Origin of the sequence: Agreia sp. Leaf210 (assembly GCF_001421485.1) — a bacterium.
GTDB lineage: Bacteria > Actinomycetota > Actinomycetes > Actinomycetales > Microbacteriaceae > Agreia.
This window is the reverse complement of the sequence record NZ_LMKK01000001.1, coordinates 1146076-1162606: the sequence shown is the minus strand read 5'-3', so window position 1 is coordinate 1162606 and position 16531 is coordinate 1146076. Positions and strand designations below refer to the sequence as shown.

22 protein-coding genes are annotated in these 16531 nt (G+C 67.8%); 15 read left to right on the top strand and 7 right to left on the bottom strand.

The window, feature by feature from the left end:
* The first annotated feature begins 110 nt into the window (after positions 1–110).
* A complete protein-coding gene (locus ASE64_RS05560; protein WP_055776926.1) occupies positions 111–467 on the top strand; it encodes a UBP-type zinc finger domain-containing protein in 357 nt (118 codons plus the stop codon).
* A gap of 63 nt (positions 468–530) precedes the next feature.
* Entirely contained in the window at positions 531–2123 is a 1593-nt protein-coding gene (locus ASE64_RS05555; RefSeq protein ID WP_055776923.1) for a Na+/H+ antiporter, read from the top strand.
* Between the two features lie 92 nt (positions 2124–2215).
* Here ASE64_RS05555 and ASE64_RS05550 read toward each other — a convergent pair whose 3' ends face one another.
* The 3 genes from ASE64_RS05550 to ASE64_RS05540 form a co-directional block, all read right to left on the bottom strand.
* A complete protein-coding gene (locus ASE64_RS05550) occupies positions 2216–2866 on the bottom strand; it encodes a GNAT family N-acetyltransferase (protein ID WP_055776919.1) in 651 nt (216 codons plus the stop codon).
* A 25-nt stretch (positions 2867–2891) separates the two neighbouring features.
* Positions 2892–3533 carry a DedA family protein gene (locus ASE64_RS05545; RefSeq protein WP_055776917.1) on the bottom strand — a complete coding sequence of 214 codons (642 nt, stop codon included), beginning with the start codon at positions 3531–3533 and terminating at the stop codon, positions 2892–2894.
* 64 nt (positions 3534–3597) lie between these two features.
* The gene (locus tag ASE64_RS05540; RefSeq protein WP_055776914.1) at positions 3598–3927 is read right to left on the bottom strand and encodes a hypothetical protein; all 330 of its coding nucleotides are present in this window, start codon (positions 3925–3927) and stop codon (positions 3598–3600) included.
* A gap of 226 nt (positions 3928–4153) precedes the next feature.
* Between ASE64_RS05540 and ASE64_RS17100 the strand changes: the two genes are divergently transcribed.
* The 9 genes from ASE64_RS17100 (at position 4154) to ASE64_RS05500 (ending at position 7699) form a co-directional block, all read left to right on the top strand.
* Entirely contained in the window at positions 4154–4327 is a 174-nt protein-coding gene (locus ASE64_RS17100) for a CsbD family protein (RefSeq protein WP_082465913.1), read from the top strand.
* 135 nt (positions 4328–4462) lie between these two features.
* Complete coding sequence (locus ASE64_RS05535; RefSeq protein ID WP_055776911.1) at positions 4463–4762, top strand: DUF7882 family protein; 300 nt, start codon at positions 4463–4465, stop codon at positions 4760–4762.
* Positions 4759–5142, top strand: coding sequence for a hypothetical protein (locus ASE64_RS05530; RefSeq protein ID WP_055776907.1), 384 nt, complete (start codon positions 4759–4761; stop codon positions 5140–5142). Before ASE64_RS05535 ends, ASE64_RS05530 begins: the two co-directional genes overlap by 4 nt.
* A gap of 124 nt (positions 5143–5266) precedes the next feature.
* Positions 5267–5710 (top strand): Asp23/Gls24 family envelope stress response protein, encoded by a 444-nt coding sequence (locus ASE64_RS05525; protein ID WP_055777545.1) that lies wholly within the window; start codon positions 5267–5269, stop codon positions 5708–5710.
* Positions 5707–5904 (top strand): DUF2273 domain-containing protein, encoded by a 198-nt coding sequence (locus ASE64_RS05520; protein ID WP_055776905.1) that lies wholly within the window; start codon positions 5707–5709, stop codon positions 5902–5904. The genes ASE64_RS05525 and ASE64_RS05520 overlap by 4 nt, the downstream gene beginning before the upstream one ends.
* Positions 5901–6281, top strand: a complete 381-nt coding sequence (locus ASE64_RS05515; RefSeq protein WP_055776902.1) for a hypothetical protein — start codon at positions 5901–5903, stop codon at positions 6279–6281. Before ASE64_RS05520 ends, ASE64_RS05515 begins: the two co-directional genes overlap by 4 nt.
* Entirely contained in the window at positions 6278–6862 is a 585-nt protein-coding gene (locus ASE64_RS05510; protein ID WP_055776899.1) for a DUF6286 domain-containing protein, read from the top strand. Before ASE64_RS05515 ends, ASE64_RS05510 begins: the two co-directional genes overlap by 4 nt.
* Complete coding sequence (locus tag ASE64_RS05505; RefSeq protein WP_055776895.1) at positions 6859–7464, top strand: hypothetical protein; 606 nt, start codon at positions 6859–6861, stop codon at positions 7462–7464. Before ASE64_RS05510 ends, ASE64_RS05505 begins: the two co-directional genes overlap by 4 nt.
* A 25-nt stretch (positions 7465–7489) precedes the next feature.
* Entirely contained in the window at positions 7490–7699 is a 210-nt protein-coding gene (locus tag ASE64_RS05500; RefSeq protein ID WP_055776892.1) for a hypothetical protein, read from the top strand.
* 129 nt (positions 7700–7828) lie between these two features.
* On the opposite strand, the gene ASE64_RS05495 is transcribed toward ASE64_RS05500, so the two are convergent.
* The 3 genes from ASE64_RS05495 to ASE64_RS05485 are packed head-to-tail and all read right to left on the bottom strand — an operon-like array spanning position 7829 to position 9698.
* Entirely contained in the window at positions 7829–8224 is a 396-nt protein-coding gene (locus ASE64_RS05495) for a YchJ family protein (RefSeq protein WP_055776889.1), read from the bottom strand.
* Positions 8225–8252: 28 nt separating this feature from the next.
* The gene (locus tag ASE64_RS05490) at positions 8253–8531 is read right to left on the bottom strand and encodes a hypothetical protein (RefSeq protein ID WP_055776886.1); all 279 of its coding nucleotides are present in this window, start codon (positions 8529–8531) and stop codon (positions 8253–8255) included.
* A 3-nt stretch (positions 8532–8534) separates the two neighbouring features.
* On the bottom strand, positions 8535–9698 hold the full coding sequence (locus ASE64_RS05485; RefSeq protein WP_055776883.1) for an inorganic phosphate transporter: 1164 nt from the start codon (positions 9696–9698) through the stop codon (positions 8535–8537).
* 159 nt (positions 9699–9857) lie between these two features.
* Here ASE64_RS05485 and ASE64_RS05480 point away from each other — a divergent pair, with 159 nt between their 5' ends.
* The gene (locus ASE64_RS05480) at positions 9858–10088 is read left to right on the top strand and encodes a hypothetical protein (protein WP_156351652.1); all 231 of its coding nucleotides are present in this window, start codon (positions 9858–9860) and stop codon (positions 10086–10088) included.
* A gap of 16 nt (positions 10089–10104) precedes the next feature.
* Here the strand turns inward: ASE64_RS05480 and ASE64_RS05475 are convergent, their stop codons facing one another.
* Positions 10105–10428: a hypothetical protein gene (locus tag ASE64_RS05475; RefSeq protein ID WP_055776877.1), complete on the bottom strand. Its 324-nt coding sequence runs from the start codon at positions 10426–10428 to the stop codon at positions 10105–10107.
* Positions 10429–10537: 109 nt separating this feature from the next.
* Here ASE64_RS05475 and ASE64_RS05470 point away from each other — a divergent pair, with 109 nt between their 5' ends.
* The 3 genes from ASE64_RS05470 (at position 10538) to ASE64_RS05460 (ending at position 16531) form a co-directional block, all read left to right on the top strand.
* Positions 10538–11488 carry a DNA-3-methyladenine glycosylase family protein gene (locus tag ASE64_RS05470; RefSeq protein ID WP_055776874.1) on the top strand — a complete coding sequence of 317 codons (951 nt, stop codon included), beginning with the start codon at positions 10538–10540 and terminating at the stop codon, positions 11486–11488.
* A 111-nt stretch (positions 11489–11599) separates the two neighbouring features.
* On the top strand, positions 11600–15067 hold the full coding sequence (locus ASE64_RS05465; protein ID WP_055776871.1) for a proline dehydrogenase family protein: 3468 nt from the start codon (positions 11600–11602) through the stop codon (positions 15065–15067).
* 147 nt (positions 15068–15214) lie between these two features.
* Positions 15215–16531 (top strand): APC family permease, encoded by a 1317-nt coding sequence (locus ASE64_RS05460; protein WP_055776868.1) that lies wholly within the window; start codon positions 15215–15217, stop codon positions 16529–16531.

Genomic DNA, 16531 nt, shown 5'->3' with positions numbered 1-16531 from the left:
GGATCAACAGGTGCCGGCTGTCCGCAAGGGGGACAGTCACGGAGAAGGGTCTCGCCACTATCCTGGGTGGCACATTGCATGTGCTTCGCCAGGGGAGAACGGGGAGAACTATGAGCGCGATTCCAGGAGTCGATCCGACTGTGCCGCCGAGTGGCACCGGCTGTGTGGAGTGTCTCGACACCGACGATCAGTGGTGGTTCCACCTGCGCCGCTGCGTGCAATGCGGGCACGTCGGCTGCTGCGACAGCTCGCCGAACCAGCACGCGTCGAAGCACGGAGCCGCGACGGGCCACCCGATCATTCAGAGCTTCGAGCCCGGCGAGGACTGGGTGTGGAGCTTCGAGACCAACGAGTACTACGACGGGGCTCCGAAGCTCGCCGCTCCCGACAGCCACCCGCTCGATCAGCCCGTTCCCGGGCCGGCGGGGCGTGTACCCGCCGACTGGCAGGAATTGTTGAACCAGTAGAACGGTTCATGATCTCGATACGGCCGCGGGCGGCCTACTCGATCGACGCGTAGGGAGGGCCACATGCAGGACTCGGTTGTCGCGATCATCTGGATCGTGTCCTTCGTGGTCGTGACCGTCGCGGTCAGCGGGCTGACGAAGCGCATCGGCTGGTCTGCTCCCGTGTCGCTCGTGCTGGTCGGGGCTGTGGCCTCGTTCATCCCCGGCGTTCCGCATCTCGAGATCGAACCCGATCTGATCCTCTACGGACTGCTGCCCCCGCTGCTCTTCGCGGCGGCCATCCGCACGTCGTTCGTCGACGTTCGCGCCCGGCGCGACGGCATCCTGCTTCTGTCGGTGGGCCTCGTCGCGTTCACCGTGGTGGTCGTGGGCTTCGCCGCGTGGCTCGTCATTCCGGCGATCTCGCTGGCCGCCGCGTTCGCATTCGGCGCGGTGGTCGCGCCGACGGATGCCGTGGCCGTGACGGCCGTGGCCGGTCGCCTGGGCCTGCCCCGGCGACTCGTGACCGTGCTCGAGGGCGAGAGCCTGCTGAACGACGCCACCGCCCTGGTCGCCCTCAACGCGGCCATCCTCGCGATGGTCAGCATCATCAATCCGTGGATGGTCGCAGCCGACTTCGTGATCGCCGTGGTCGTGGGGGTCGCGGTCGGACTCGGCGTCGGGTGGGTGCTCTCGAAGATCCGGCAGCAGCTGCGTGCGCCCGTGCTCGACACGAGCCTGTCGCTGGTCACGCCCTATCTCGCGTTCATTCCGGCGCAGCTGTTCCACGGCTCCGGCGTTCTGGCCGTCGTCGTCGCCGGCCTCTTCCTCGGATACCGGTCACCGGTCATCCAGACGGCCGAGGCGCGCATCGCCGAGTCGATCAACTGGCGCACGATCCAGTTCCTGCTCGAGAACGCCGTCTTCCTGCTCATGGGCCTCGCCCTGGCCGAGATCTTCGACGGCGTCGTCGACTCGGGCCCGGGCTTCTGGACGACGGTCGGCATCTCCGCGATCATCCTGCTCGCGCTCGTGGTGTCTCGCGTGGTGTGGATGCTCATCACCACCTCGGTGTACCGGTTCGGCCCCCAGTGGTTGCGCGGCCGGGGCTGGAGTTGGCGCACCGGTATCGCGGTGTCGTTCGCGGGCATCCGGGGAGTGGTGACGCTCGCGGCCGCCTTCCTTCTGCCCGAAGAGACGCCGAATCGGGAGTTTTTGCAGTTCTTGGCGTTCGTCGTCGTGGCCGGAACCCTGGTCGAGGGGCTGGCGCTGCCGTGGATCATCCGCAAACTCCGGCTGCCCCCGCCCGATGTCGAACAGGAGCGCGGTGAGACGCAGCGGCTCATGGCGGAGGCGCAGACCGCGGGACTCGACCTCCTCGAGCAGCAGGAGCTCGACGGAGTGGAGCCCGGCGTCGTGGAGCGGCTGCGCACGAACGCGCGATTCCTCGCGGAGGCGCTCGAGAACCCACCTGAGGCCGATCGCGAGACCCGCCCCGCGTCGTACAACAGGCTGCGTCGCATGATGGTGCAGGCCGAACGGCAGGCTGTGCTCGACGCCCGATCCGAGGGTCGCTACCAGGAGCGCGCGGTCAAGACGACCCTCGCGTTCATCGACGCAGAGGAGTCCGCGCTCGACATGCACAAGCCGCCGAAGCCGGGCGAGAACCTCACCTAGTCGCCTGCGCCGCCGCATCCGCGCCTGTTCGGTCTATCCGCGCCAGGTCGACCGGCAGCGGATGCGCCGAACCGGCGCGGATGTCCGCTGGCTCAGCGGCGCAACAGTTCGGAGCGGGCGGCCGCAGCGCCGTGCACCTCGAGCTGCCAGTCGGGGCGAGGGAAGTGCTCGCGATCGAGGCGAAGTTTCTGCATCGTGTTGGGCTCACCGGGCCGGGGCTCGACGACGGTCTGCCCATCTTCGACATAGCCCAGTCGACGCGAGACCCCGAGCGATGCCTCGTTCCAGGTGGCCGCGCTCGATTCGGCGCGCTCGACATCGAGATGGTCGAAGGCGAAGAGCAGGATGGCGGCCCGCATCTCCTTGCCGAACCCCTGTCCCTGCGCAGACCGGGTGAGCCACGACCCAGACGAGACGGCCTTCGTGCGGGCCAGGTTCTCGGCGCGCAGATCCTGCATTCCGATGACGCGGCCCTCGTGCAGAACGACGAAGTCGAGGGTCCAGGTGCCGGGCTGCACCGTCGTGCGCAGGTGCCAGTGGTACTTCGCGAAGTCACGGGCGAGCTGCTCGGGCTCTGCATCGGTCCAGGGCGCGTCGAACGGCATGCGCTCGGGCGGATGAATGCCCGCAAGCACCGCCTCGACGACGGCCGGGAGATCGTCGTCGCGCATCAGACGCAGCTCGAGCCGTGGCGAGCGCAGGCGAAGAGCGAAGAGGGGCCACACGTCATCGAGAGTCAACATGGTGCCTCAGAGTACCCGGATGCCGTCAGGCGGCGGCGCGACGGCGTCGAATGCGCCGGATGACAAGCCACACGACGACTCCCACGATCGCCGCATACACCGCGTAGTTGAGGTAGTCGCTGTACTTCTCGATGATCTCGTATTGGGTTCCGAGTGCTGCCCCGAGGCCGATGAGCAGCCCGTTCCAGATCGCGCTCCCCGCAACGGTGAAGAGAGTGAACGTCAACAGGTGCATGCGCTCGGCTCCCGCCGGCAGCGAGATGAGGCTGCGCACCCCGGGAATGAACCGGCCGAAGAAGACCGCGGACTTGCCGTGCCGCGAGAACCACGACGCGGCCTTCTCGAAGTCCTGCTTGTCGACCAGGGGCAGCTTCGAGAGCCACCCGATCGCGCGGTCCATTCCGAGTTTCGCGCCGAGCCAGTAGAGGATCAGCGAGCCCGCGTAAGCGCCGAGGGTGCTGGTGATGACCACGAGCACGATGTTGAGTTCGCCCCGCTGAGACAGGAAGCCGGCCAGCGGCAGGATGACCTCGCTCGGAATCGGAGGGAAGACCGTCTCGAGCAGGGTGAACAGTCCCACGCCCCACTCGCCGATGCCTTCCATCAGGGTGAGTGCGAAGCCGGCGAGCCCGCCGAGCTCGGTGGGGTTGCCTGCTGTCCGAATCATCCCTTCAAGGGTGGCATGCCTCGCAAAGACATTCCTCCCAAGGGCCTGGGAACCCTCGACGCTCTCAGTTCGAGATCATCGCGATGCGCACTGTGACCCGCGCAGGCGACGGTGCCCCCTCGAGCAGACCGACGATCTGCTCGTGCGCGGCACGCCCTGTCTCGTGCGCCGGACACCGTTCATTGACGCCGATCACGGCCGTGACGCTGATGCCTTCCTCGTCCGTCTCGACGGTGACGAGGGGAGCCTTCTCCACAGAGAGGGCGGCCGCGCCGACCTCGCTTGCGACGGTCTCGACGAGAGGCGCGCTCGCATAGATCTCGGTGATGCCGTCGATGGCCCGGAGAACCGTCTCGATCTCGTCTGCGAGAAGACTCGCGGGGGAATCGGTCATGCGGGTCCTCTGCTTCAGGCACGGGGCGGAAGCCCTCGGCAGTTCGGCATGCAGCTTTTTCTCAGCATTTCGGCACGATCTGGCGTGACGAATCGCCGTCGGCATGCGTCTTACCGGTAAGAGTCCCACACGCGGATTTCTTCGCCGAAGTCTTGACATCGGTCGTCAGCATCATTTCGATGCTCCGGACGATGCTCGAGCGAACACAGAAAGACAGGAACGAATCATGAGCGCAGCAGACAAGATCCAGAACGCCGCCGAAGACCTCAAGGGCAAGGCCAAAGAGGCGCTCGGAAACCTCACCAACGACGACAGCAAGGTCGCCGAGGGCAAGGCCGATCAGGCCAAGGCCGACGCGAAGAAGGCCGGCGAGAACGTGAAAGACGCGTTCAAGCACTAAGCACTCCCCGCCGACCCCGGCCCACGAGGCCGGGGTCGGCCCGCCCCGCGGCATCCCCTCGCACTTCGATTCCACACGTGAAAGGCCACAGACACAGAACGTGAATACACTCATCCACTCCCAGGCCCACCGCTGATGGGCAAGCTCATCTACGGCAACTCGGGCGCTGAGATGGTCCTCGACGATCGGCCGCTCAACCACATTCGCGTGGTCATCCTCGCGAAACTCCGACGAGGCGAGAGCTTCGCCCTCTCATGGGAGAACGATCGCGGCCACCACATGATGTGGCTGCACCCCGCGATCCCTCTCTTCTTCAGCTTCTCCGGTAAGCGGCATCCTTCGCTCAACCGGGCCTGGATCGATGCGCTGATGCGCACGGCGAACTCGCCCAACGGGCTCGAGGTCGTGGCAGAACCAGCCGAGCTCGAGCGATGAGACACCGCCCGCGCAGCGTTTGGTTCGCCCTCGGCACGGGCGTGATCGTCACTGTCATCGTCGCGGCGGTCGTGCTCGTCCCCGTCATCGGGCTCGTCACCTCCGCGGCGGCCGCAGCTCCCCTCGTCGACTTCCCGGTCGGCGGCATGATCGCGACCGTCGTCGGCGGCTACGCGCTGGCAGCCGGATTCCTGGCGCTGATTCTGCGGATCCGTCGGGGTGCGCTCGCCTGGATCTGCTCCGTCGCCGCTGTCATCGCGGCCGTCATCGTATCCATCTACCCCTTGGCCGCCAGCGCCATCGCCGTGGCGAACCAGGCGGGCGAGACGATCCCGACCGTCGTCGAATGGGTCGGCCGCCTGCAGCAGTTGCTGCCCTGAGAAAAGCGGCCCGAAAAAAAGTTTTCACGATTCGCGTGACGAATCCGTCGCTACCGACGACCTATCCATGAAGCACAACGAAGCCCCGGAAGGATCCGGGCATCACAACCCGAAGGAGATCATCATGGCCAGCACCACTCCCGCCACCCCCGCCTCTGTCGCTCCCGCAGGCGTCTCGACCTCATCGACCAGCCTCGGCAAGACCACCATCAACGACTCCGTCGTCGCGAAGGTCGCCGGCATAGCAGCTCGCGAATCGCGTGGCGTGTTCGCCCTCGGTGGCGGAGCCGCCCGCGCCTTCGGTGCCATCCGCGAGGCCGTTGCCGGTGCGGACCAGAGCCAGGGCATCAGCGTCGAGGTCGGCGAGACGCAGGTCGCCGTCGACGTGACCATCGTCGCCGAGTACCCGGCGCCGCTGCAGGATGTCTCGGACGGTGTTCGCGCCAACGTCATCAAGGCGGTCGAATCGATCGTGGGCATGGAGGTCACCGAGGTCAACGTGACCGTGAACGACGTGCACCTTCCTTCGGACGACAACTCCGACGAGGCTGAGGCGCGAGTCCAGTGACCGCCTCGGCAACCCGCACGGGCATCCTGATCGGCGCGGTCCTGGCGCTCACCGGTGTCGCCTTCGGCTTCTGGGCGTTCTTCTTCGTGGCCGTGGCCATGTCCATCGGAGCCCTCATCGGCCGCATCGTCGACGGCAAGCTCGACGTGTCGGGCCTCGTAGACGCGTTCCGCGGAAAGCGATCCTCCTCATGAGTGCCGCCGCGACGACTCCGGCCGGCGCGGCACAGCGCGGTCGCACCCGCATCACGTCGAAAGCTCTGAACCGCGTCGTGTCGGCCGTCACGGCAGACGCGCTCGGAGTCGACTCGAACCACGTGGGGGTCGACCTCGCCGACCGCGACGGACTCCTCGCCCTGACGGTGACGACCCCCATCCGAGTCGTATCGCTCGACCGGATCCAGTCCGACAGCTCGGTCGTGAACCGCTCCGGTGGAACGATTCTCGACCGCGCCGCGCGCGCCCAGGGCGACATCCGGGAGCGGGTGACGACCCTCACCGGCTCGCAGATCGCGCAGGTGATCGTGAAGGTCTCCGGCGTCTCCATCCAGCCAGAAGAGAGAGTGAAATGAGCTCCAGCACGAAGGCTCTCTACGCCCGCATCGGGCGGCGCGAGACCCACTCCTCGCGGTCGATGCTCGCCATCGTCCTCGCGATCATCCTGATCGTGGTCTTCGCCTGGGTGGGAACCGAGGTCGTGATCGCGTTGCTCGGGCTGCCCGCGCTGCTCGTCGCGCCATCCGACATGTTCGCGTCGGCCGTCGGCCTCGCGGAGCAACCCGCGGCGCTCGTGGCGATCGCCGGAATCGTCGCGGCGGTGGTCGGGCTCGTCCTGATCGTCATGTCGCTCTCTCCGGGTCGCCGCGCTCGGCACCTGCTCGACACCGAGCGGTCGGTGACCGTCGTCGACAACGAGGTGATCGCATCCGCCCTCGCCCGCCACGCGTCGTACGCAGGCAACGTCGACCCCGACAACGCGACCGTGTCGGTGTCTCACCGCAATGGCGTCGTCGACCTCACGCCGGCATCGGGCATCCCCGCGGATCGCGAGGCCGTGACCCGCGCCGTGTCCGAGCAGCTCGACTCCTACGGGCTGCGACCCACGGTTCGCGCTCGAGTGCGCATCGCTGAGAAAGGCAAGGTCGGAGCATGACCAGCACCAATCGTTTCGCAAACAGGCTTCTGATCTTCGTCTGCGGCCTCGTACTGTTCGCCGTGGGTAGCGCGGCTGCCGCCGCTGTACTCGTGCCCGGCATCCGGGATGTCTGGAAGGACACCGGCGCGCAGGTCACCGACCAGACCGGGTCGCTGCTGGAGCAGACGCGACTCGCTGGCCTCGAGGTCAGCTGGATCCTCATCGCCGTCGTCGCGCTGCTCGTCATCGCGATCGTCGTTCTCATCGTGTTCATCGCCCGTCACGGGCACGGACACACGTCACGGGCCGTCACCGACTCCAGCGGAGAACACGGAACCACGATCGTCGAGTCCTCTGTGGCCGAGCAGGCCCTGCAGGATGCGCTCGACGGCCACTCCGAGTTCGTCGCGTCGCACGTCTCGACCTACGCGGTGCGTCGCACGCCCGTGCTCAAGGTGTCGATCACCTGCCGCCGTGGAGTGTCGCCGAAAGACGCCGCAGCCATCGTCGAGTCGAAACTGCTCGCACTCGATGGGCTGCTGGGGCGCGAACTGCCCGCGCTGATCCAGGTCAGCGGCGGATTCCGAGCCCGGGTCGGCAAGACGACCCGCCTTCAGTAGAAACGTCTAGAGAGAGAAGAAGCACATGCCGAAACCCATTGTGTGGCTCGTCGTCATCGCCGTCGGAACGACCGCGTACGTCGTCGGAGCCAAGGCCGGACACGGCCGCTACGCCGAGATCAGCGAGACGGCGAAGGCCTTCTGGAACGATCCCGCCGTGAAGAAGGCCCGCGCACGCGCGCAGAAGAAGACGCAGAAGGCGGCCAAGAAGGCCGTGAAGAAGATCACCAAGTAGGTCAAAGCGCCGAGCGAGCTTTCGTGCCCGAATACCTCCATTCGCGATACCCGTACGCGAACAATTGGAGGTATTCGGGCACAGTCATGTGTGCGCAGCGCAGCGCAGCGCCGAGCGAGCAGTCGAGTGTCAAGCCTCGCCGTCGACGTAGACCCACTCGCCCGCCACACGGGTGAACGTGCTGACCTCGTGCTGCACGCCCGAGGTCCGGCCCTCCGGCGCATCCACCCGGTACTTCGCGCGGAATTCCACGACTCCGTCGCGGTCGCGCTCCGAGCCGCGCTCCGTGCGCACGATCTCGAGCCACAGCCAGCGGGTGTCGGAGTCGATCTCGATCGACGCGGGTCGGGTATCCGGATGCCACGACCGCAGCAGGTAGGCAGGGTCGCCCACCGCGAAGGCCGAGAAGCGTGACCGCATCAGTCTCTCGGCCGTCGGTGCGCTCGCGGCCCCGCTGTGCAGCGGTCCGCAGCACTCGCCGTAGCTCAGGCCGGAGCCGCAGGGGCAACGCGCGTCGGGATCCACGCATTCATTATGGGTGAGACCGAACGCGTCAGTGGAACTGCGGAATGATCAGGTACAGCCCGTAGAGCACAGCAGCCACGCACACGGCCAGGCAGGCGAATGCCCCGACCGTCGCGCCGAGGGGGCGGGAACCTCGGGCCGTCGACACGATCGAGCCGTCGGCTCCGGTATCGTCTGTCGATCCGACGGCGAGCAGGCGCAGCCCGAGAGCGTAGAACGAGACGATGACGACGGCTGCGGCGAAAGCCACGGCGAACACGATGCCGAAGGCGGCCCAGTCGACTCCGAGGAACTTGTCCGATGTCATGGGTCAGGCCTTTCCGGTGGTGGCAGGTGTGGCTTCACGCGAGGCGGGATCTTCTTCGTCGATGTCGTTCACGTTGTCATGGGTCACGGGGTGGCGGCGGGCGAGGAACACGAACCCCAGGCCCCCGGCCAGTGCGAGGACAGCGACGATGATGAGTCCGACCGTGCTCGTGCTGGCGATCCACGCGGCGAGGCCGCCCACGAGCGCCGCCGCCGGAAGGGTGAAGAGCCAGGCCATGGCAATGCGGCCGACGACGCCCCAGTGCACCGTCGCGAGCCTCTTTCCGAGCCCGGAACCGACGACGGCGCCCGACGTGACCTGCGTGGTCGAGAGGGCGAAGCCGAGGTGCGACGAGATCAGGATGGTGGCGGCCGAGCTGGTCTCCGCTGCGAAACCCTGAGCGGGCTGCACGTCGGTGATGCGCTTGCCGACCGTGCGCATGATGCGCCATCCACCGAGGTAGGTGCCCAATGCGATGGCCAGACCGCAGGATGCCACGACCCAGAATTGCGGGCCCGTTCCGGCTCCCTGGTAACCGGCGGCGATGAGCGTGAGGGTGATGACCCCCATCGTCTTCTGCGCGTCGTTCGTGCCGTGGGCGAGCGAGACGAGCGAGGCGGAGATCGTCTGACCGTGGCGGAATCCGGCGTCTGCGCCGCGGGATCGGGCCTGCTTCGTGATCATGTAGGCGGCGTAGGTGGCGACCAGCGCCACGAGACCCGCGACGAGGGGCGAGAAGAGAGCGGGCAGCACGACCTTCGACAGAACCACGGCGAAGTCGACGGAGCCGAAGCCAGCACCGATGATCGCGGCGCCGATGAGCCCGCCGAAGAGGGCGTGCGTGGAGCTGGAAGGGAGGCCGAGGTACCAGGTGCCGAGGTTCCAGAGCACGGCGCCGACGAGCCCGGCGAAGATCATCGTGGGCGTGATCTGCACGCCGCCGTCACCCTCCTTGATGATGCCCTGCGAGATCGTCTTCGCGACCTCGGTCGAGAGGAAGGCGCCGACCAGGTTGAGCACGGCCGAGATGGTGACCGCGACCTTCGGCTTGAGGGCGCCCGTGGCCACGGAGGTCGCCATGGCGTTGGCCGTGTCGTGGAACCCGTTCGTGAAATCGAACACGAGGGCGATGTTCACGACGAGCAGAACGGTGATGAGCACATCCACGTGTGTCGTCCCTTCAGATCGGGCACTGCGGTGATGAGAGGCGGTTCGATCGGCGATCGCGGGCGACGGTACGCCGCATCGGTTAAATCGGAATGAACGGCTCAGGGCGGATGCGACCCCCGCAGTTAACCTCTGCGGAGCACGCTTGCAGGCATGTCGATGTCAGAGCCACTCGAACCGCAGATCGAACGCCACCCCGCAGCCCGAGACGAGGATCTCGACCTGCACGACGGTCCGGTGGACGGCCCGGACACGTTGCCGGGAAACGGCGCCGTCGACGACGAAGGCACGCTCCAGGAACACGAGTCCGCAGAGGACATTCCGTTCCGTCGTCCGACGCCGGGCGAACACCTCACCGTTGAGCAGCTCGAAGACGAACTCGACGACTGACTCGGCGTAGAGCCGATCAGCGCAGCGCTGCCGGCACCAGGTCGCGACGCTGCCAGCGGATGGAGATGCTGCGCCTGAAGTCGGCGCGGCCGAACCCCTGCTCGAGTTCAGCGACCACGGCAGCCATCGATGCGGCCAGCCCGGCCTCATCGGGCGCGACGACGTTCAGTGTGAGCGACCGACCCTCCTGCCGAACCAGCACGCGTCCCGCATCCGGAATCGACACGATGAAGCCGTGCGCATCCACGGGCATGCGCCGGTACCGAGCCAATCGGTCGGTGAAGATCGACAGGGCGTACGGGGAATCGAGCGCGGTGAGGGTCGCCGTTGACGTCTGCATGGGGTCACAGTGACAGGCGCCGGTGACGCCGCAGTGAACGGCTTGTGACGAAACGCCTTCACGCGTCGATGCGGCGATTGTCTGAGCCTCGGGTTAGCCTGCCGTCACCATGACTCTCGAAGCGGCCCCCACGGCATCCGATGTCGTCGCCACCGCGCCTGTGCAGACGGTCTACGCGCCGACGCACGAGGTCGACGTAGCGCGCACCATGGGCGTGCACAGTAGGGGCACGGGTGACCCGACCTGTCGGGCGACTGGCGAGGGGTTCTGGCGCACCGTGCGAACGCCCATCGGCCCTGCGACTCTGCTTCTGCGTCAACGCAGGCACGGCATCGAGGCATTCGCCTGGGGCGGCGGCGCGCACTGGGTGATCGAACGGGTTCCCGCCCTTCTCGGCGCAGACGACGACTGGTCCGAGCTGTCACTGCACACCCATCCGGCGCTCGCGGAGGTGCGGCGGCGCAACCCGGGCATGCGGCTCAGCCGCTCGGGACTCATGATGGAGGCCCTCGTACCCGCGATCATTGAGCAGAAGGTCACCACGCTCGAGGCGCACCGGGCCTGGTACAAGCTCATCCGAATCCACGGAGACGTCGCGCCGGGTCCGGCCCCCGCTGGCATGCACGTCGCACCGCACGCCGACATCTGGCGCGGGGTTCCGTCGTGGCAGTGGCATCGTGCCGGTGTCGACCCTCGTCGCAGCCGCACGGTGGTGTCGGCGTGCCAGATCGCCACCGCCCTCGAGCGGGCGGCGACGGTGGATGCGGAGACGGCCGCGAAACGGCTGCAGACACTGCCGGGTATCGGCCGGTGGACGGCCGCGGAGACGACGCAGCGCACCCACGGTGATGCCGACGCGGTCAGCGTGGGCGACTATCACCTCGCCGCTCACGTCGGCTATGCGCTGACCGGCTCACCCGTCGACGACGACGGCATGCTCGAGTTGCTCGAACCGTGGCGCGGACACCGACAACGCATCGTGCGCCTCATTCTGGCCAGCGGCTTCGCCAAGCCCCGGCATGGCGCGCGAATGACGATCCAGGATCACCGGTCGCACTGACCCGGTGAGTCGGTTTGCCAGGTCGGAGCTGCGGCGCTCGGGCGGTGAGCATAGTTGCGGGCTGCGCTCCGCCTCCGGCCGTTGTGGGCACGCACGTCATATCCTCGAAGAGTGACCTCTGCGAACCCGAACTCGCCCGACTTCGAGGCCGATCCGAGCCTTACGCCCGCCGATCTTGCGGCGCAGGCCGTGGCGCTCGTGCGTCGCTGGCTCGACGAGTCGAAAGACGTGGCTCCCGACCCGTCGGCCGAGCGTCTCGCCGGGGTGCTCGAAGACCCCGACGGCCTCGCATTCACCGTGGGCTTCGTCGACGGCGTCGCCCGGCCCGAAGACACTGCGGTCGCCGCCAAGAACCTGCAGGCTCTGGGGAGTCGGGTGCCCGCCTTTCTGCCGTGGTACCTGCGCAGCGCCGTCGTCGCCGGCGGAGTCTTCGGCGAGGTCGTTCCCGGCGTCGTCGTGCCGGCCGCTCGCAAGGTCCTGCGGCAGATGGTCGGACACCTCGTGGTCGACGCGACTCCGGCAAAGCTCGGGCCGGCCATCGCGAAACTGCGCTCCGACGGATCGCGGCTCAACCTCAATCTGCTCGGAGAGGCCGTCCTCGGCTCGGCCGAGGCACGGCGTCGCCTCGAGGGAACCGAGAAGCTGCTGGCCCGACCCGACGTCGACTACGTCTCGGTCAAGGTGTCGGCTGTCGCGAGCGACCTCTCTATGTGGGCGTTCGACGAGACCGTCGAGCGCGTGGCCGAGACCCTGCTGCCGCTGTACCGGATCGCGTTGCCTCAGAACAAGTTCATCAACCTCGACATGGAGGAGTACCGCGACCTCGACCTGACCCTCGCGGTGTTCATGCGAATTCTCGACCGCGAAGAACTGCTCGGCTACACGGGCGGCATTGTGCTGCAGGCCTATCTGCCGGATGCGCTGGGCGCGATGCAGCGCCTGCAGAGCTGGGCGGCCGCGCGTCGTTCGCGTGGCGGGGCCCCCATCAAGGTGCGCGTCGTCAAGGGCGCCAATCTCGCCATGGAACACGTCGATGCGGCCATCCACGGGTGGCCGCTCGCAACCTACGACACCAAGCGCGAGACAGACACGAACTACAAGCGCGTGCTCGAGTGGGCGTTGACGCCCGAGCGCACCGATGCCGTGCGCATCGGGGTCGCCGGTCACAACCTGTTCGACATCGCGCTCGCCTGGCTGCTGGCCAAGAACCGTGGTGTGACCGAGAGCATCGACTTCGAGATGCTGCTCGGCATGGCGACGGCCCAGGCTGATGCGGTTCGCCGCGAGGTCGGCCAGCTGCTGCTGTACACGCCCGTCGTGCATCCCAAAGAGTTCGATGTCGCGATCAGCTACCTCGTGCGCCGCCTCGAAGAGAATGCGAGCGACGAGAACTTCATGTCGAGCGTCTTCGACCTCGCAGCGAGCGACACGGCCTTCGAACACGAGAAGAACCGGTTCTTGACCTCGGTCGATTCCCTGGGCGACGACGTGCCGAGCCGCCGCCGCACCCAGGATCGCGGTGATCTCTCTGAACTGGTGCGCGCCACCGGGTTCGAGAACACGGCAGACACCGACCCGTCGCTGGCTGCGAATCGCAGCTGGGGTCGGCGCATCCTGAGCCTCGTCGGGCCGAGCAACCGCATCGGTATCGAGACGATCGAGGTGGCCAGGGTCACCGACTCCGCCGTTCTGGATGACATCATCCAGTCGGTGCGCGATGCGGGAGCCCGCTGGGGCATGCAGACCGGAGTCGAGCGAGCGGCCGTTCTGCGGCGTGCAGCGCTGGCGCTGGAGGGCAACCGCGACCGACTCATCGAGGTCATGGCCACGGAGACCGGCAAGACCATCGCCGAGGGCGACCCCGAGGTGAGCGAGGCGATCGACTTCGCCAACTACTACGCGGCCCGCGCCGAGGAGCTCGACCGCGTCGACGGTGCCGTGTTCGTGCCGTCGGCGCTCACGGTCGTGACGCCGCCCTGGAACTTCCCCGTCGCGATCCCCGCCGGCTCGGTGCTCTCTGCGCTGGCGGCCGGGAGCGGCGTGATCATCAAGCCCGCGCCGCAGGCGCGACGCTCGGCCGCAGTGCTCGTCGAGTCCCTGTGGGAGTCCGGCATCCCACGCGAGCTCCTCGCGCTTGTCGACATCGACGAGGGCGACCTGTCTCGACAGCTGATCGCCCACGAGAGCGTCGACCGGGTCATCCTCACCGGTGCCTACGAGACCGCGAAGCTCTTCCGCTCGTGGCGCCGCGATCTCTCCCTCCTCGCGGAGACGAGCGGCAAGAACGCCATCGTCGTCACCCCGGCCGCCGACCTCGACCTCGCGGTTGCCGACATCGTGAAGAGCGCCTTCGGTCACGCGGGCCAGAAGTGCTCGGCCGCGTCGCTCGTGATCCTCGTCGGTTCCGTGGCTCGGTCCGAGCGCTTTCACCGACAGCTCGTGGATGCGGTGTCGTCGCTGCGGGTCGGCTACGCATCCGACCCGCTCACCGAGATGGGTCCGCTGATCGAGCCCGCCGACGGAAAGCTGCTCGAGGCCTTGAGCGCTCTCGGCGGCGGTGAGAAGTGGCTGGTCGAACCCGTGCGGCGCAGTTCCGACGGGCGACTCTGGACCCCGGGCGTGCGCGAGGGCGTGCTGCCGGGCTCCGCGTTCCACACCACGGAGTACTTCGGCCCCGTTCTCGGCATCATGCATGCGTCGACGCTGGAGCAGGCCGTCGAGTTCCAGAACGGCACGGACTACGGGCTGACAGCGGGGCTGCACTCCCTCGACGCGGCCGAGATCGAGCAGTGGCTGGCCACCGTCGAGGCCGGCAACCTCTATGTGAACCGAGGCATCACCGGCGCGATCGTGCAGCGGCAGCCCTTCGGCGGATGGAAGCGTTCGGCGGTGGGTGCTGGCGCCAAGGCCGGGGGGCCGAACTATCTGGTGCACCTGGGCTCATGGATGACCGAAGAGGGCACGCCGAGTCAGGGCCTCAGCAACGCGGGGCTCGACGGACGCGTCGGCGCGCTGCTCGACTCCGCACAGGCGGGCCTCGACTGGAACCACTTCGACATCGCCCGCCGTGGAGCAAAGAGCGACGCGGTCGCCTGGTCGGACTCGTTCGCTCCCGTCGACCGCTCGGGTCTCGGAGTGGAGCGCAATGTGCTGCGCTACCGCCCGGTTCCGGTCACGGTGCGCTTGTCGGAAGACGGCGAGCGGCACGAGCTGCTCCGCGTGCTCTCGGCGGCCACGCTCGCGCGCTCGAAGGTCACCCTCTCGTCGGCGCACAAGCTTCCACGGCCGATGCGCGCCCTGCTCAAGGAGTGGGCCGTGCGCGTCACCATCGAGACCGACGAGGCGTGGCTCGCGCGAGTCGCCGCGGAAGGGGTCTCGACCCCGCGCATCCGGCTCATCGGGGGCTCGGCCACGCAGCTCGCCGACGCGCTGGGCGACGAACCGGATGTCGCGGTGTACGCCGGTGAGGTCACCCGCGCCGGCCGCATCGAGCTGCTTCCCTTCGTGCGCGAGCAGGCGGTGAGCATCACGAACCACCGCTTCGGCAACCCGAGCGCGCTCACCGACGGACTGCTGTAGCTGCCGCCGGCCTGCTGCGGCTGCGCGGGGCTGAGGTGACGATTCGGGTGCGCCGGCACCGCTGAGGTGACGATTGCACTCGCCCGAAGTGTCATCTCGTCGCTGCGACACCTGGTGTTCACCTCGGTGCCCTAGCGTTCGCGCGTGATGTCATCCCGCCTCGAACGGCGCCTCGGTCTGGGCGACGCCGTCTTCATCGGTCTCGGGTCGATGATCGGCGCGGGAGTCTTCGCCGCATTCCAGCCTGCAGCGCAGATCGCCGGGGCCGGGATGCTCGTGGGTCTGGTCGTGGCGGCGATCGTCGCGTTCTGCAACGCGTCGTCGTCAGCGCAGTTGGCGGCGCAGTATCCGTCGGCCGGGGGAAGCTACGTCTACGGCCGCGAGGAGCTCGGACCGCGTTGGGGCTTCGCCGCCGGCTGGAGCTTTCTCATCGGCAAGACCGCCAGCTCGGCCGCCATGGCCATGGTGTTCGCGGCCTACGCCGTCCCCTCCGAGTGGGCTCGACCGGTCGCGGTCGCCGTGGTCGTCGTGCTCGTCACGGTGAACCTCTTCGGCATCACCCGCACCGCGCTGCTCACGAAGGTGATCGTGATTCCGGTGCTGGCCCTGCTCGCGGTGGTCATCGCATCCGGAGTGATCGGCGGAAGCTGGGCGATTGTGCCCGAATCCCTCCAATCGTGGTTCGGCGGGGGCGGGGAATGGAGGCTTTCGGGCACAGTTCCTGCGCACGCCGAGGTGGAAAGCGCGATCGGCGGTCCACTCGCCGTTCTGCAGTCGGCTGGGCTGCTGTTCTTCGCCTTCGCGGGGTACGCGCGCATCGCCACCCTCGGAGAAGAGGTGCGCGACCCGGCCAAGAACATTCCTCGGGCTATCGGCATCGCCTTCGCGGTCGTGGTGGTGGTCTACGCCGCGGTCGGCGTGACCGCGCTCGGGGCGCTCGGCGCATCCGGTCTTGCGGCCACCGACAACCCGCTCGTCGACGTCGTGACGACCAATGGATGGGCGTGGGCCGCGCCGTTGGTGCGAATCGGGGCCGCTCTCGCCTCGCTCGGCGCGCTGCTGGCGCTCATCGCCGGGCTCGGCCGCACGGCCTTCGCGATGGCGCGCGAGGGAGATCTGCCGCGTTGGTTCAGCGCGGTGCATGCGCGTTACAAGACGCCCTATCGCGCGGAGCTCGTGGTGGGTGCCGTGGTCGTGGTGCTGGTGCTCGTCGCGGATCTGCGCGGAGTGATCGGGTTCTCGTCGTTCGGTGTGCTGCTGTACTACTTCGTCGCGAACCTGGCCGCGTTTCGGCAGGCCCGGGCGTTTCGGCGATATCCGCGTGCGGTGAGCGTGCTGGGGGCGCTCGGCTGCGCGGTGCTCGTGATCACGCTGCCGCTGCCCGCGGTCGTGACGGGAGCACTCGTCGTCATCGCGGGCTTCGTGTTGCGCGAAGTGCGCACGCGCACGCCGCGACTGAACTAG